The sequence below is a fragment of the Methanosarcina mazei S-6 genome (genome assembly GCF_000970205.1).
GTDB classification, from domain to species: domain Archaea; phylum Halobacteriota; class Methanosarcinia; order Methanosarcinales; family Methanosarcinaceae; genus Methanosarcina; species Methanosarcina mazei.
Window position 1 is genome coordinate 214,222 of record NZ_CP009512.1, and the last position, 15,784, is coordinate 230,005.

The 15,784-nt window shown below is 40.4% G+C and carries 12 protein-coding genes; 8 read left to right on the forward strand and 4 right to left on the reverse strand.

The genetic code is table 11. The features are described from left to right. The first annotated feature begins 330 nt into the window (after window positions 1-330). Entirely contained in the window at window positions 331-1,806 is a 1,476-nt protein-coding gene (locus MSMAS_RS00885; RefSeq protein ID WP_048037463.1) for a flippase, read from the forward strand. Between the two features lie 270 nt (window positions 1,807-2,076). Here the strand turns inward: MSMAS_RS00885 and MSMAS_RS00890 are convergent, their stop codons facing one another. Continuing rightward, complete coding sequence (locus MSMAS_RS00890; protein WP_048046276.1) at window positions 2,077-3,027, reverse strand: NAD-dependent epimerase/dehydratase family protein; 951 nt, start codon at window positions 3,025-3,027, stop codon at window positions 2,077-2,079. 188 nt (window positions 3,028-3,215) lie between these two features. On the opposite strand from MSMAS_RS00890, the gene galU reads away from it, so the two are divergent. Then, complete coding sequence (galU, locus tag MSMAS_RS00895; RefSeq protein WP_175413352.1) at window positions 3,216-4,118, forward strand: UTP--glucose-1-phosphate uridylyltransferase GalU; 903 nt, start codon at window positions 3,216-3,218, stop codon at window positions 4,116-4,118. Between the two features lie 118 nt (window positions 4,119-4,236). On the opposite strand, the gene MSMAS_RS00900 is transcribed toward galU, so the two are convergent. After that, window positions 4,237-5,520 carry a UDP-glucose dehydrogenase family protein gene (locus MSMAS_RS00900; protein WP_048039621.1) on the reverse strand — a complete coding sequence of 428 codons (1,284 nt, stop codon included), beginning with the start codon at window positions 5,518-5,520 and terminating at the stop codon, window positions 4,237-4,239. A gap of 245 nt (window positions 5,521-5,765) precedes the next feature. Between MSMAS_RS00900 and MSMAS_RS00905 the strand changes: the two genes are divergently transcribed. The 6 genes from MSMAS_RS00905 (at window position 5,766) to MSMAS_RS00935 (ending at window position 12,001) form a co-directional block, all read left to right on the forward strand. Then, window positions 5,766-6,047, forward strand: coding sequence for a hypothetical protein (locus MSMAS_RS00905; protein ID WP_226987736.1), 282 nt, complete (start codon window positions 5,766-5,768; stop codon window positions 6,045-6,047). Between the two features lie 577 nt (window positions 6,048-6,624). Continuing rightward, window positions 6,625-7,710 carry a DUF354 domain-containing protein gene (locus tag MSMAS_RS00915; RefSeq protein ID WP_048046277.1) on the forward strand — a complete coding sequence of 362 codons (1,086 nt, stop codon included), beginning with the start codon at window positions 6,625-6,627 and terminating at the stop codon, window positions 7,708-7,710. After that, window positions 7,694-8,743, forward strand: a complete 1,050-nt coding sequence (locus tag MSMAS_RS00920; protein ID WP_011033077.1) for a polysaccharide deacetylase family protein — start codon at window positions 7,694-7,696, stop codon at window positions 8,741-8,743. The genes MSMAS_RS00915 and MSMAS_RS00920 overlap by 17 nt, the downstream gene beginning before the upstream one ends. After that, window positions 8,733-9,659 carry a glycosyltransferase family 2 protein gene (locus MSMAS_RS00925; protein ID WP_015411601.1) on the forward strand — a complete coding sequence of 309 codons (927 nt, stop codon included), beginning with the start codon at window positions 8,733-8,735 and terminating at the stop codon, window positions 9,657-9,659. The genes MSMAS_RS00920 and MSMAS_RS00925 overlap by 11 nt, the downstream gene beginning before the upstream one ends. Before the next feature lie 44 nt (window positions 9,660-9,703). Then, the gene (locus tag MSMAS_RS00930) at window positions 9,704-10,918 is read left to right on the forward strand and encodes a glycosyltransferase family 4 protein (RefSeq protein ID WP_048046278.1); all 1,215 of its coding nucleotides are present in this window, start codon (window positions 9,704-9,706) and stop codon (window positions 10,916-10,918) included. 75 nt (window positions 10,919-10,993) lie between these two features. Beyond that, the gene (locus MSMAS_RS00935) at window positions 10,994-12,001 is read left to right on the forward strand and encodes a GNAT family N-acetyltransferase (RefSeq protein WP_048039301.1); all 1,008 of its coding nucleotides are present in this window, start codon (window positions 10,994-10,996) and stop codon (window positions 11,999-12,001) included. Between the two features lie 157 nt (window positions 12,002-12,158). Here MSMAS_RS00935 and MSMAS_RS00940 read toward each other — a convergent pair whose 3' ends face one another. Next, a complete protein-coding gene (locus MSMAS_RS00940) occupies window positions 12,159-13,616 on the reverse strand; it encodes a lipopolysaccharide biosynthesis protein (protein WP_011033073.1) in 1,458 nt (485 codons plus the stop codon). Window positions 13,617-13,733: 117 nt separating this feature from the next. Continuing rightward, entirely contained in the window at window positions 13,734-15,668 is a 1,935-nt protein-coding gene (locus tag MSMAS_RS00945) for a hypothetical protein (protein ID WP_048046279.1), read from the reverse strand. Window positions 15,669-15,784: the final 116 nt, after the last annotated feature.

A 15,784-nucleotide genomic window follows, 5' to 3' on the forward strand; every position in this document is an offset into this window, starting at 1 on the left:
AGTAGACTAAAAATTAACGGTGAGAATAAATCCAGAGCTCTCGTTCTTGAATCCAGTATTGTTTCTTCATTAAAGGTGTTTTCATGAATTACAATTATTATGCCTCTAATATACGAATAAAGTTAACACTGAGAAAAAATCTAATAATTTTTGATATTCCTCTCTCCAAGTAAGGGTATTTCTATGAATTACAACTATTGCGCCTTCAGTCTGCGGATTAAGTTAACACTGAGAAGTACTCTCGAATTTTCGGCCCCTTTTCTTACAGTCAAAAGGTGTTTTTGATGCCATTTACAGCGGAAAAGAGGCAGTTCCTTTTAAGGTGATGTGATGTCATATCAAAAATTTGCAAGGGATGTAGGCTTTATCGGTACAGTTCAGATACTTACGAGTCTGAGCAGCTTTTTTTTACTCCCTATTATCACAAAAACCCTTGGAGCGTATGATTACGGACTCTGGGCGCAGATAAATATTACAGTATCTTTAATTTCTTCCCTTGCACTTATGGGACTTTCCATGAGTTTCGTCAGATTTTTATCTTCCGAAACTGATAAGAAGAAAATAAGAGAAGCAGTATACTCAATTCTTTTTTTTGTCACAGTATCGGGCTTTCTGGCTTCATTTGTGTTATATACTTTTGCAGAACCACTTGCAACTTTTGGCTTTAAGGATCCTGCAGCAACCTATTTTGTCCAGGCAGGCTCCCTGTTAATCCTTGTGAATGTAATAGAGTCCATATCTCTTTTTTATTTCAGGATTTTCAGGCAGATTGAAAAATATTCTTATTTTACATTTTTTGAAACTTTTGGTAAACTGCTATTTATATTGATTTTCCTTAAAATGGGATACGGACTTCTTGGAGTAATTACCGCTACTTTAATTGTACAGGGACTGATATTTTTAATTACCTTTATCATTATAATTTCGCAGATAGGATTTGTCATACCGCGGTTTACTTATATAAAAGAATATCTGGAGTTTTCTCTCCCCTTAACCCCAAATGCGCTTATCAGGTGGGTTACGGAATCGAGTGACAGGTATATGGTCACTTATTTCCTTGGTCTTGGCAGCGTAGGTATATATTCTGCGGCATGTTCAATTGGAAACCTTATTCAGCTCTTTGTAAACCCGTTACAGCTTATTCTCTTCCCTGAGCTTTCAAAGCTATTTGATCAGAATAGAATGGATGAAGTAAGAATTTACATGTCCCATTCTCTGAGGTATTTCCTTATCATCTCTATCCCGGCAGTCTTCGGACTTTCAGCTCTTGCAAAACCTTTGCTTGCGGTTCTTACCACTCCGGATTTTATTTCTGGCTGGTTTGTCATCCCTATTATCGCTTTTGCCGGGCTTATGGCAGGAATATTCCAGATTTTTATAAATACGATGTACCTTATTAAAGAAACGAGACCTGCTACATATATCAATATCATCGCCGCAGTTTCGAACGTATTAATAAATCTTATTCTTATTCCCATACCTTCAATAGGAATTCTGGGTGCAGCTTTTTCCACCCTCGTATCATATTTTTTGATGGCTGCATTTTGCGTTCACATTTCTCTGAAACACTTCAAGCTCGATTTTTATTATATGGATATTGCAAAAAGTATCCTCTCGTCCATTGCAATGTACCTTTTTGTTTCGAGCTTTTCCATTTCAGGCATTCTTGAGCTATTTGAAGCGGCAGGAGCAGGTACGCTAATCTATCTGATTGTAATGTTTATGGTTGGCGGATTTACTGACCATGAAATGTACTTAATAAAAAGATATTTATTCAGGTCAGAGGTGAGCCCTGACACCAAGTAAACATTCCCAATTTACCGTATTTTGGTTTTTTTAAATGGGAAACCACAGTACCAGACGCTAACGCTAACAGATTCTTTTCATCTCCGAGAATTACTATAGAATCATTTATCATGATCTCTATAAACGGAAAAAATATTAAAAAGATTAAAATATTAAAATTTTAAAAAGATATCAATCTTAAAATATTGATCTGATCCTTTGATGTAATATAATACTGCTTCAGGGAGTAAACAGATCTTCTTCTTCTTGCAATATCTCAGCTTTTATTAATCACCTTTTATCAATCACTGCTCTGGCAGTCTCTCTTACACTCCTTTCAGAAGTATATTCAGGCTTCCATCCTATGGCTTTTAACTTTTCAATCCCAAGCCTCATTCTTGGAACATCTCCTTTCCAGCCTCTGCTTCCTCCGGTATATGTAAATTCCACATCCGAAAGCCCCATCTCTTCAACAACGATTTTCCCTATCTCTGTAGCGCTGATTGTATCCTCAGAGCCGATATTGAAGATATTTACTTCTTTTTTATTTTTTTCTATTGCAAAAAGGATCGCATTAACACATTCTGAGACATGTAGATAGGATTTTTCCTGTTTTCCGTCTCCCAGTATCTCAAGTTTGCGAGGATTTTCTTTAAGCTTTTTTATAAAATCAACAGTAATCCCGTGAGTGCTACGAGGCCCTACAATATTTGCAAAACGGAAAATCCACGCCTGCATATCGAAGGTATGGGAGTACGAGGTAATGAGGGCTTCACAGGCGAGCTTTGAAGCTCCATAAAGGGATATGGGGATAAGGGGGCCGTAGTTTTCCGGAGTAGGCATAATACTGGCTTCACCATAGACCGTGGACGTAGAAGTAAATGCAATCTTTTTTGCACTGCCTTTTCTCATAGCCTCCAGGAGATTATAGGTTGCCAGGATATTCTGGTCCAGATGGACTTTCGTGTCCGAAGCGCCAAGTTTTACATCAGGATTTGCAGCCACATGGTATACCATATCAGTATCCTTGCAGGCTTTTTCGATAGCTTCTGGATCAAGAAGGTCTCCTTTTATAAAGGAAAAATCCGGATTTTCAAGGTGGTTCTCTATAAAATCCATTTTTCCGGAACTGAGATTGTCGAAAACAATGACTTCACTTTCTTTTTCTAAAAGGCGGTCTACCAGATTGCTTCCTATAAAACCGGCTCCTCCGGTTACAAGTACTCTTTTCTTCGCAGGCATATGATCCTCAGATAATCTTCTTCTTTTTATTAATACTTTGCACTATTTTTTGCAAAAGCTGTAATTCTTTTTTCATACAATATGGGACTTTGCATAGAAATAGGGGAAAAATTAAAGTTATGGGTGAAAAGTACTTTAACTCAGAAGAATACAACCTTACAGAATTTCTTTTCATTGGAGAATTAACCTTGACTATCAAAAAAGCACTTATCCCGGCAGCCGGTCTTGGGACTCGCTTTCTGCCGGCAACAAAGTCAATGCCAAAAGAAATGCTTCCTATAATTGACACACCTGTAATTCAGTATGTAGTGGAGGAAGCTATTGCCTCAGGCATAGAAGATATTATTATTATTACAGGCAGGGGCAAGAGAGCAATTGAGGACTACTTCGATGATTCTCCGGAACTTGAGATGCATCTTGCTAAAAAACACCAGACAGATATGCTGAAACTGGTCCGGGACATCTCTTCTCTTGTAGATATCCACTACATCCGCCAGAAAGAGCCCAATGGGCTTGGAGATGCGGTATTAAGGGCAGAAAACCATATCGGAGACGAGCCTTTTGCGGTGCTTCTCGGAGACGATATTATCGTTAACGACAAACCCTGCACTGCCCAGCTTATTGAGAACTTTGAGAAATACGGGAGGTCAACAATCGCAGTTGAAGAGGTCCCTTACGAAAAACTGAGCAGTTATGGAATTATAAAAGGCAAGCCCCTCGATGATTCCCTTTATGTTCTTGAAGACATTGTAGAAAAACCAGCACCTGAAGATGCTCCTTCCAATATAGGAGCAATAGGGCGCTATGTATTCACGCCTGAGATTTTTGACTGCATAAAGCATGCCGGTACTGGCGTTGGAAGTGAAATACAGCTCACAGACGGTATCAGGCTCCTTAACAAATCCCAGATGATCTATGCCTGCAGATTTAAGGGAAAAAGGTTCGATACAGGAGACCGGCTCGGGTACGTAAAATCCATAGTCGATTTTGCTCTCCAGAACGAAAACCTCAGGGACGATGTGCTTGAATACCTTCGGGAAATTCTCGCAGTTAATAAGATTTCTCCAGAAATAGATAAGTTAAAACAATAATGCCGGAGAGACCTGAAAAATCAGGATATAATAAGCATCAGACAAAGGATACTTAAAAATAAATAAAAACAATAAATCTATGATATTGGTATATGGAAAGGGTTGACCCTGCTGGTTTTCACCAGCAGAGCCCCTCATAATCAATATTTTTAGCTTTGATTATCCGCCTTCCATCAATAATTATTTTTTCTTTCATGTTCTGGAATTCGGAGTCAAGGTTTCTGAACTCATCCCACTCTGTCATCACAAGACAGGCGTCTGCATCTTTAAGCGCATCTGAGGCATTGTCACAGTATTCGATTGAAGGGAAAATACGTTTCATGTTTTCAGCTGCCATCGGGTCATAAGCTGAAACTTTTGCCCCAAGTCTAAGAAGTTCGGCAATTACAGGAATTGACCTGGATTCTCTTATATCGTCAGTTTCATTCTTGAAGGCAAGTCCGAGAACAGCAATCTTTTTGTCCGCAGGGTTTCCTATTTTTCTTTGCAGGATTTCGGTCATAAGAAGAGGCTGTTTCTCATTTACAGCTATTACGGACTCAAGTAGTACTGGAGAGTATCCTATTGTTTTTGCTTTTCCTATAAGAGCTTTGACGTCCTTTGGGAAGCAGGACCCTCCGAAACCTGCCCCTGAGTTCAGGAATTTCGGGGAAATTCTGAAGTCTTTACCAACTGCTTCCATGACCTCATATGTATCTATCCCCATTTTTTTGCAAATATTTCCTATTTCATTGGCAAAAGAAATCTTGGTTGCAAGAAGGGAGTTGTTTGCATATTTTATCATTTCTGCAGTTGCAGGGCCTGTGCGCGTGACCTCACATTCAAATGTGCGATAAAGCTCGGAAACAAGATTTCCTGATCTTTTGTCAATTGCACCGACCACTATTTTATCCGGGTTCATAAAATCCTGGACTGCCTTTCCTTCCCTCAGGAACTCCGGATTCATTGCCACACCAAAGTCTTTTCCGGCTTTCTTTCCTGATGTTTCCTCAAGAATGGGGAGGACGAATTTTTCTGTAGTTTCAGGAACTACTGTACTTTTTACCACCACTACATGATAAGCATCTTTTTTTGCAAGGGCTTTACCTATACTTGCTGCTGCTGCCCTGACAATTGAAAGGTCTATAGTCCCGTCATCTGCAGAAGGTGTCCCTACACAGATAAAGGAGATCTCTGTCTCTTTGACCGCAAGTTCATAATCAGTAATTGCTATGAGCTTTTTTCCTGCATATTTTTGCAAAAGCTCTCCAAGTCCTTCTTCATAAATGGGAGGGATGCCTGCGTTTATCTGCTCCGTTTTTTTCCTGTCAATATCTACGCAGATAACTTCGTGCCCGACTTCTGCAAAGCAAGCAGCGGTGACCGAACCCACATACCCTGAACCTATAACAGAAACTTTCATAATCTTGACCTCTTTTTCGGGAATTGACAGGTAATCGATCCCAATTCTTATTTATTTTTTGATAGCCTGTCTCTTTCATATTTCTAAATCTGGAAGGTTCTCGATTTCAGGCTTTAATATATTTATCCTTTTCGTGTCTGTTCAAATATTTATATAGTTTGACAGTTTATAGGTTTCTATAGTTAGAATTTAGTATATGTTTTAACAATACCTTTACCAATTATGGGGGATTTGCAGTGCTTTCAATGCTGGCTCTGGGTTCAGAAAAACTGATGATGGGGAATAATTTTCCCGGTTCAGGCGTCTGTTTTGTTTATACGGACTTTGGAATACCTGAATATTACAGGATAATAGTCCTGGGACTGATAGCCCTTGTGGGAATAAAAGAAATGCTTCTGACTTCCAGAAAAGAAGATCATTTTTCTATAGACTCTATTGATATTGGAATATTCCCGCTACTAATTTGCTTTGTCGCTAACTTTCTTTTTGCAGGCCTGGAAATTATTTTTACAGGGTTATCTCCCTGACCCCTCTCATTTTTTACATCACTCCTATTTTTCTTTCATTATCCCGGAAGAATTCCATATTAAAATCTCAGAATGCCGTGAGAGGTTATTCTTCTTCATTTATGAAGTTAAAACCAGAACTTATGATGGTCTCAGTTTTTTAAACATTTTAGTTCAGAACCTTACTTCCAAAAACTATTTATTCACGGACTATTCATCTTCTAAGCATAATAGTGTTTGTTAGTGATCCTGTCATAATCAAAAAATTAAGTTTAAGGAGGCACTGCAATAGGGTGGGGCTATAGCCGGGGGGCTGTTGCCGACATCCTGTTGTCAGCAGCAGGGAGATTAAAAGACAACAGTCTGATAGTAAGGTTCGGAAAAAAGGGACTTAAGAAGAACCAGGGTACAACCTACTGCTTCTTTATATCTGAGGCAGAAAGACTCACTGGTTTCTTGAAATGCATCGCCTTATCTGCTAACGGATCTGGCATTAAATCCTTCTTACCTTCCTTCCACCGCTGCCTTCCTCCAGGAAATGCTGCTCTTTTCCCTGCGTCAATATTTATAAGCGGGAATCAGTTAGGGAGTGAAAACCTTGAGGGTCATTGTTGATATCGGGCATCCGGCCCATGTTCACTTTTTCAAAAATGCTATATGGAACCTTGAAAAAAAGGGACATCAAGTTCTGGTTGTCTCAAGAGATAAGGATGTTGTAATTGAATTATTAAATGCTTATAATATCCCGCATACAGTTCTGAGCAAGGTCAAGAAGGGTAAAATCTACCTCCTTGAAGAATTGTTCATAAGAGAATCCAAACTTTATAAAATCGCTCGCAAATTTAATCCAGATCTCTTTATTGGTATTCTTTCTCCCGAAGCTGCTCATGTGGCCTGGGCACTGGGAAAGAAATCTATAATCTTTAATGACACTGAACATGCAGAATTAGCTCAAAAAATGACTTATCCTTTCTGTGATATCATCTGCACGCCTGCGTCCTTTAAAAAAGACGTGGGACCAAAACAAATCAGATACAGAGGCTATCATGAAATGGCGTATCTTCACCCTGCTTATTTTTCTCCAAATCCTGAGGTTTTGAAAGAACTCGGTGTGGAGGCAGGTGAAACATTCGTGATTTTACGCTTTATCTCATGGGGCGCACATCATGATGTAGGGCAGCATGGAATCAATAATAAACTAGCACTTATCCAGGAACTGGAAAAATTCGGGAAGGTCTTCATTTCCTCGGAAGGGCAAATGGCAGAAGAGTTTGACAAATATAAAATTAAGGTCCCCTCTGAAAAAATTCACAGTCTTCTTTATTATGCTACCCTGTGTGTAGGTGAAGGTGCAACTATGGCTGTTGAAAGTGCAATCCTTGGTACACCGTCTATTTATGTTTCATCTCTTGCAGGAAGCATGGGAAACTTCTCGGAACTTGAAGAGAACTACGGTCTTCTGTTCAATTATAGCAATTCGGAAGCAGCCCTGAAAAAGGCGGTGGAGCTCCTTAAGGACCCCGAACTTAAGAAAACCTGGGGTCTTAAGAGAGACGCCCTTCTAAGGGACAAAGTTGATGTAACCGAATTCATGGTAAAACTCATAGAAGGGATTCCTGGGGAAAAGCGAGGGGAAAAGAAGGGATTTTCCGTATCTAAGGTCTCGGATGAGAGCCATGTATGATTTATTAAAGCAAAAAGCAGATGTCTGGGACCTTTTTACCCGGAAAAAAGAATATCAGCCCAGCAAGCTTGATGAACATGGGCGTTTCTTTTTCACCGAAGAAGATCTGAAAAACGCCTCAAGTCCTGAAGTTTCCAGATATCTGGTGGAAAATGGGCTGAAAGTCGAATTCCCGGAAAATAAAACCTTTGCTGTGTGTTTAACTCATGATATGGATGATATTTATCCTCCTTTCTCTCACAGTTTGCTGTCTTCGGTTAGCTGCCTGAAGAGTCTGGATTTCCGGGGCTTAACAGCTCCGTTTCTCTGGAGATTTAAAGGGCCTGAATACTCGCCTTACCTTAACTTCTCCGATATCATGGACCTTGAGGAAGGGTTCGGGGCAAAGTCCTCTTTTTATTTCTTAGCCAGCAGGGAAGACCCGGTCAGATTCAGATATGATATCGAAGATCTGGAAAACCTTCTGGGAGATATTTCTGATAGAGGATGGGAAGCCGGACTTCATGGTGGATATTATTCATATGACAATCTCGAAGCTCTGAATAATGAAAAGAAAAGCCTTGAAAAAGTCCTGGGAAAAAAAGTCCTGGGGTTTCGTAACCATTATCTCAGATTTAAAACTCCGGAAACCTGGGAACTGCTGGCAGATGCAGGTTTCGGCTATGACTCAACTTTTGGCTATAGCGAATTAGCAGGTTTCAGAAACGGCATGTGCCACCCTTTCAAACCATATAATCTGAATAAGGAACGGGAGATTAATATCCTGGAGATTCCGCTTACTGTAATGGATGTTGCTCTTTTCAAAGCCTCAAGTTCCTTTGAGGAAGCCTGGAGATGCACAAAGGATCTTATAGATACTGCAGCAGGGCTCAATGGGGTCATTACCCTTCTGTGGCATAACTTCGTTTTTGGGTGCAGTTTCAGAAAAGACTGGATAAAGCTTTACGAAAAAGCACTGCAATACTGTTCCGAAAAAGGAGCATGGATCACAAGCGGAGAAGAGATCTACAGGTGGTGGGAAAATGGAGCCTGATTCTAAAGGAAGATATCTTCTGATCACACCTGCAAGAAATGAAGAAAAAAACCTGCCTGAAGTTTCCAGGTCTGTTGCCGGGCAGAAAATCACGCCTGTACTCTGGATCATAGTGGACGACGGAAGTACGGACGGAACTCCTCATATTCTCGAAGACCTGAAAACAAAATATTCCTGGATTCGGAGTATAAGGCTTCCTCCAAGGCCCAGGGATATAACTTTTCACTACAGCTACGTCTGCAAACAGGGATTTGATTATACGCTGGAATACTGCAGAGAAAACGGCATTGAGTATGACTATATAGGTCTTCTTGACGCCGATACCATACTGGAAGAAAACTATTTTGGAAAATTAATAGACGAATTTGAAAAGGACTCCTCTCTCGGGATTGCAAGCGGTGGGGTTTATTATGATACGGGCGACAAGCTTTCACGGGAAGTTTCAGATAAAAACCTGCCCCGTGGCACTGGCAGGCTCTGGAGAAAAGCCTGTTTCCTCGAAACTGGGGGCTATCAGGTAGAGCCTTCCCCTGACTCCATCTCCAATACTAAAGCAATTCTCAGGGGCTGGCAGCTGAAGCAGTATGCAGATGTCGTTGAGGTCCAGACAAGGAAAACGAGTGCAGGAGAAGGTCTCTGGAATGGATATGTTAAAAATGGCTGGATGGCTCATTACGTAGATAAAAGCCTTCCCATGGTTCTATTCAATACGCTTTATTATTGCCTGAAATCTCCTTATTACACTGGTACTGCGTATTTTTACGGTTACCTGAATTCGGTTATTAAAAAAGATGTGAAAATCCAGGATATGGAGATAAGAAATTATTACAGAAGCCAGGGCCTGGGATTTTTGTTTTCCAGAGTTTCGGGAGTTTTAAACAACAATTCTACAGAGCCCGAGCAGGGAGAGCAATGATCACTTTAAAATATTTTAATAGAGTATTTTGTTAAGGTGATTGTATGAAAATGCTCTTTCTGGACATCTTGTGGCCTCTTTACCTGGCTGACGGGTCGCTTATTCACAGGCATGAACTTGTAAGCAACCTGGCAGAGCTGGAGAATGAAGTTCATATCTTCACCACGGATAGTTCTACTCTTTCACATCTTGATAATATCCGCTGTCATTACGTAAGGCCCGGAAGCCTGCTCGCTCTTACTATTAATTATTTCAGGAACTCTGCGGGCCTGGTCAGTTCCGAAACTTTTGACGTACTCTATACCAGAAACCCCAATTTCGGCTTTCTTGCCGGGATCTTCTGCAGGAGCAGGTGTAAAGCCCTGGTTTATGAATTGAATGGAATTCCAGAGGACGAGACAAGTCTTATAAAATCAAGACATGGTGAAGCACAATCTTTGCAGGGCAATAGAAAAGGCAGTTTTTCCGGGTATTTTTCTTCTGCCAAATCAAGGTTAAAGGTTCTGGTTCTGAAAAAAGCCCTTGGGTTTTCGGATAAGATTATAGCTGTGACTCCTGGAATAAAAGAGAATCTTGAGAGTGTTTACGGGATTCCCGGTGAGAAAATAACCGTGGTGCCCAACGGAGCAAATACTACTATGTTTAAACCTCTTGAGCCGGGCTCATGCAGAAAAGAACTCGGGCTTGACCCGGGATCTCCTTATGTCTGCTTCGTGGGAAACCTCGCCCCCTGGCAGGGAGTTGAGTATCTTGTACAGGCAGCTCCTTCAATACTCTCCAGATACCCTGACTGCCGTTTTCTTATTGTCGGTGACGGAGTTATGAAGAATGAACTTTTAAACCTCTCAAGAGATCTTGGGGTTGATGGCAGATTTATTTTTACAGGCGTGGTCCCTTATGACCGCGTACCGGTCTATATCAATGCAAGCGATGTCTGCGCCGCCCCCTTTATCCTGGCAAGAAATGCAAAAATAGGGCTTTCTCCTCTGAAATTGTATGAGTATATGGCATGTGGAAAGCCGGTTGTTGCAAGTGCGATCAGCGGGGTCGCCGATGCTCTCAAGGCTTCAGAAGGCGGTTTCTCAGTCCCTCCGGAAAATCACGAAGCTCTCGCGAAGGCTATTTTGAAGCTTCTTGAAAACCGGGAATTGAGAGAGAAAATGGGCTCAAAAGGTTTAAGTTATGTTACTGAAAATTACAGCTGGTACAGCGTTGCTAAAAAGGTAGACAGAGTCTGCAAATCCGGACTCAAGGATTGATACACGAAATTCATCTTTCTACTAATTTCATAACTTATTGAAGATATAACTATTATCTCTTAAACGGGGCTTAAAATGGACGAAATTGAAGTCAGAGAATTAGTACCGTCTGAATACAAAGAATGGGATTTGCTTGTTGAAAAAGCTCAACCCGGTACGCTCTTTCATACCAGTGACTGGCTGGGAATTTGCAGAGATGTCCTTTCCAGAGACTTAAGGATTTATGGCTGCTTCAGGAATGGTGAACTTGTAGGGGGATGTCCCATTTTCATTAAAAATATTAAAGGAATGGTGAAAATAGCATCTTCCACCTGTAATATGACTGATTATTGCGGTCCCCTCATAAAAGAAGGGGGGAGTTCTAAAGTCAGCAAACGTATGCAGGACACGCACGAGATTTTAGGAGCTCTCAGGGAATTCCTCTGCAAGCAGGGGTTTGACAGCATTACTCTAACACTTGCCCCGGGGCTTGAGGATGTAAGACCTTTTACCTGGAAAGGATGGGAATCGAGTGTGTATTATACTCACCACCTGGACCTTAAAGAAAATGTAGACAGCAATCTCTCCAGGAAAATCCGGAGAGAACTTAAGAGCGCTGAGGAAGCAGGCCTTAAAACAAGAATCTCAAATGACCCTGAAACTTATTATCACCTTCTTTCTCTTGTATATGATAAACAGAATCTGAAGCTCCCTGTACCAAAGGAATTCTTTGAAAGAGTGTTTAAATTGGTAGCGGAAAAAGATGCTGGCTATATGTTTGTCTCGGAGACTCCTGAAGGTGAAGCAGTTGCATCTCATCTGAACCTGTATGGTAAGAAGTGCACTGTCACCTGGTCTTCAGCCCTTAACCCCGATTTTGGCAGAATGGGTCCAAATGCGCTTTTATATTATAATGAGTTTCTCGACCTTAAATCCAGAAATTTTGAATATATGAACGTAATGGCAGCAAACATTCCAAGATTTACGGACTTTATTATGGGATTTTCTCCAAAGATTGTTCCTTATTATAGAGTAACCCTCCGCAGCAAAAAGTATTCTCTCATGAGGATATTATATCAGGCTACGCATGAAGAAAATGAATGATTGGGGAATAGAAGGAATTCTTTTCCTGGAAATCAGGTAAACTGAAAAACTGATATCAGGGTCTTTCCCCTGATCTGATTTATTAAAAATTTGTAGAAGCCCTTTAAATGATAGCTTCTACCTGAGCTTATTTTTTCAGAAAAATACAATTCTCATCTTAGCTTCTATTTTTTACTTTTATAAGAAAAGATGAGAACATTTTTTTGAACATAGGGTCTTCGTGAAGGGTTATCGCATAATACATGACCGTTGTGATAACAGCTGTAATTATTATTACATAAAAGCTCGAAGAAATCAGTTCTACCAGAATTAGAGGGATAGAAACTGCAAAGCCTATTATTGCATATTTTATAAGCACTTCTAAACTCTCTTTCTTACTAATTCCTGCAAGCCCCAGGAGGTATGCATTGTTCCATAGCCAGAACACAATTCCCGTAAAACTATACAGGGCAAGAGCAAACTCAGGGCTCCCATACCTTCCTCCGATAACCAGCGCCACCACTCTTGAGACAAGGAGAGACATGCTGAAAATGAGCCAGACTTTCTGTTTTTCAAATACGTTATAGAGGGTTGTAATAGGCGAAGACAGAAAGACAAGAAATATCCAGGGTACAAGGATTCTCACATATGTCCCTGAAATGCCCCACTCTTCTCCGAAAGCAAAAGTGAATATCTGCTCTCCAAGAATAACCAGGAGTATCATGGGGAAGAGACCTATTGAAATCAGTTTGTTATATACTTCGCCAACTATGACTTTCATATCTCCTTCTCCATTCCCGTTTTTAACCTCGCTCACTTTCTGGAAAAAAACCTGCCCTATAGCGCCGCCGACAATTCCCATTGGCAGGTTTACAACCTGATTTGCCAGTGAGAAATGCCCTACTACCGCAGTGCTGTAAAAGTATGCGAGCAGAAAGGCAGGGACCTGTGGGGATATGGTGTTCGCGATAGATGACCAGAAGCTGAATAATGGGAATTTCTTATACTGGATGGCTACCTCTTTCATTCTTTTTACTGATACCTTTTTGAAAATCTGAATGTCTTTTTTAACACCTTTCAGCATGACAATGTCTGCAAATGCATATCCTGCAATGTATCCTCCTATCAGGCCGAATGGAGTGACACTCATTTTTGCAAGTCCTATTTGAGATATTTTTGAGGTCAGGGTGTTTGAAACTCTGGACCCTGCAATAACCCCAAACCGGGTTTTTCTTGAAAGCCAGTAGTTTTGTACAAAAAACATCCCATTGAGGAATATTATCACTGGCAGGAGAGGAAGATATTTCGAAATCCCAGGAGTATTAAAAATATTGATGTCTTCCGGGATAAATAAGACCACAACGCCTGTAAGTATGGATATGAGAGTCACCAGTACGACGCACACAGAGGTAATATTTGCAGCGTCTTCCTCTGTTTTGGGCAACATTATAGCCAGCTGATATGAAAAAGTAGAAACTATTACAAGTATGCCTGATATTGATATGAAGAGCTGAAAAATTCCAAAATCATCCGGGTTATAAATTCTTGTGATTATAGGTATGAGAAGTATGCCCAGGATCTGTGCAGTAACACTACCTGATACCAGTTTCAGTACGTTAGTAATAAAGTTTGACATGGGGTTTCAACCTTTTTTATATATTAAACCAGTTCCGGTCATGGATAAGAGCTTTCACTCAGGCGATTTATATAATAGTTTCCAATGAATTCTTATCTAGTGTCCAATAAATTCTTATTAGTTTGCTTCTTTGCTCTTTTTAAGGTAAGCCAGTACTTCTGCGTTGTCATATACAAGTTCATATTTCGGAGCATCGAAACTGTTAAAGAACTCTGCAGGTAATGGCCTGATTATATTTACTCCGTATCTTTCCGGATCATTTATGGATACTGGTTCACCAAGGGACGATCTTCTAAGCAGTATCATATGGTCGCCACTTATTTCTTTTGACTCTATCTGCTCAGTATCGAAATATGTTGCGTTATTTACATCGTATCCAGGGTCCCTGTAAAAAAGGCAGCTATCATAGGGAGAGTCCATCAAGATGCCTCCAGAATACATTCCAGTTAGAGTTTTTACAGCCTGGATTTCAATATTCTTGAACTGGTTTCTTACAGTTGTATCTTTTCCTACAAGAGGGTTGTCTTTATTTATTCCCGGTGTTGTTATCATTACAAATGAAAATAACAGCATTATGGCAAATACCGCAGAAACTTTTGCTTTTCTGGAGCTGAACAGGCTCACAAGTTTTAGCATATATGATGCAGACACAAGTACCAGAAATACTGCTATCAATGGGAACCACCTGCTTGTAAGGAAATTTCTCATGCCAAGCAAAGGAATCCCATAGGCTAAACCATATAAAATTGCAACAACAAGGGCAATTGAAAATTTATTTATTTTTTCGGCGTCCCTGCGGGAAAACCAGGTTAGAACTCCTCCTATTGCAAAGAAAGGCAGGGCAAGGTAGCTTATATGAAGTATCAGTACTTCCATTGAGCTCTGGCTGGTCGCGCTTCCTACGATAAGCTCATCACTTGAGTAGCTGGACCCTGACTGGAGCACTTCTACAAGAGGTTTGAAGATCATTTCAAAAAAAGAAGTATCCCGGGTGACATATGTAAACATCCAGTAGGTCTGCAGACTGATTACAAAAAAAAGTATGTAATTGAAGCTGCCTGATGCGGTGGGCAAACTGCCATAAAGAAGGTTATGCAGATATTTTCCCGCCAGAATCGAGATCATAGCCAGAAAAACAACAAATGTGGTCAGCTGGTGGGTCAGCACCATCAGGATTGTAGCCAGAAGAAGAAGACCTGCCTGAACCAGACCAGGCTTTTCGCTGAAGACCGCGTAGAGAATGATTATAAAGTAGCATAGGACCAGGGAACCCGGTGTTATGTTGGTAATTCCGGTGACAATATTGTGGTTATTAAGGTTTATCAACAAAGCAGCAAGTAACCCCATCTGGGGGCCTTCAAGTTTTTTTCCTATAAGGTAAATCCCCGCCGTGATAAAGATATTAGCAAAACCTATGGAATAAAAGAATCCATCTTTGACGTCCAGCCCGCCCATCAGCTGGGTCATGGAAACAAAAATATGGGCAAGTGGGTAATAAAAATATTTACTGCTGATTTCAATTGGAGGAACGGTTCCTGTCTCTGTAATCAATTTTGCTATTCCGGCATGTGCATAAGCATCATAACCCATAAGGCTTGGAAAATTATAATAAATTCCGGACCTTATGAGAATTGAAAGGAGGAATATTTGCAGCAGGATGGGAGCTACTCGGTCTCCTTTCTTTACATAGAGAATTTCCGAGGCTATGATCCCTGCAAGTACGCATAAAAGTATAAAGTAAGATAACGGCCTGTAATAAAGGTGCATGCTATAAATCAAAATGCTTATCAGAAATACGAAGTAAAAGGATAGATTAAGTGCGCTCTTTAATTCATCTTTTCCCGGGGAAATAGGGGCTTCGTTTTTAAATTTTTTTCTGAAAACGTAATAGATTAAGCAGGCAAAAAGAACAGCAAGTCCAATGTCTTGCTGGTTTAAATTGATAAGGTAATATAATGAAACAATGAACAGGCCCAGGCTAAATCCCATGAAGCTGAGAATCATGTCAAGATTCCCGGTAAATGTCTCTTTACACTTTTTTACAATTTCCATATTACCCACTACATACTAAACTTTCTTTGAGGTTATATAGTTTCCCGATGAAGAATTTTTGTAACCCGACGTCCCCTGTTCATCAGGTTGCACATCCTTTTTTTCTTTCTTTTTAA

Bases quoted from the DNA above. Each gene is read 5' to 3' on its own strand.
- MSMAS_RS00885 (WP_048037463.1), top strand. From the start codon at position 331: ATGTCATATCAAAAATTTGCAAGGGATGTAGGCTTTATCGGTACAGTT.
- MSMAS_RS00890 (WP_048046276.1), bottom strand. From the start codon at position 3,027: ATGCCTGCGAAGAAAAGAGTACTTGTAACCGGAGGAGCCGGTTTTATA.
- MSMAS_RS00900 (WP_048039621.1), bottom strand. From the start codon at position 5,520: ATGAAAGTTTCTGTTATAGGTTCAGGGTATGTGGGTTCGGTCACCGCT.
- MSMAS_RS00905 (WP_226987736.1), top strand. From the start codon at position 5,766: ATGCTGGCTCTGGGTTCAGAAAAACTGATGATGGGGAATAATTTTCCC.
- MSMAS_RS00920 (WP_011033077.1), top strand. From the start codon at position 7,694: ATGAGAGCCATGTATGATTTATTAAAGCAAAAAGCAGATGTCTGGGAC.
- MSMAS_RS00925 (WP_015411601.1), top strand. From the start codon at position 8,733: ATGGAGCCTGATTCTAAAGGAAGATATCTTCTGATCACACCTGCAAGA.
- MSMAS_RS00930 (WP_048046278.1), top strand. From the start codon at position 9,704: ATGAAAATGCTCTTTCTGGACATCTTGTGGCCTCTTTACCTGGCTGAC.
- MSMAS_RS00935 (WP_048039301.1), top strand. From the start codon at position 10,994: ATGGACGAAATTGAAGTCAGAGAATTAGTACCGTCTGAATACAAAGAA.
- MSMAS_RS00940 (WP_011033073.1), bottom strand. From the start codon at position 13,616: ATGTCAAACTTTATTACTAACGTACTGAAACTGGTATCAGGTAGTGTT.
- MSMAS_RS00945 (WP_048046279.1), bottom strand. From the start codon at position 15,668: ATGGAAATTGTAAAAAAGTGTAAAGAGACATTTACCGGGAATCTTGAC.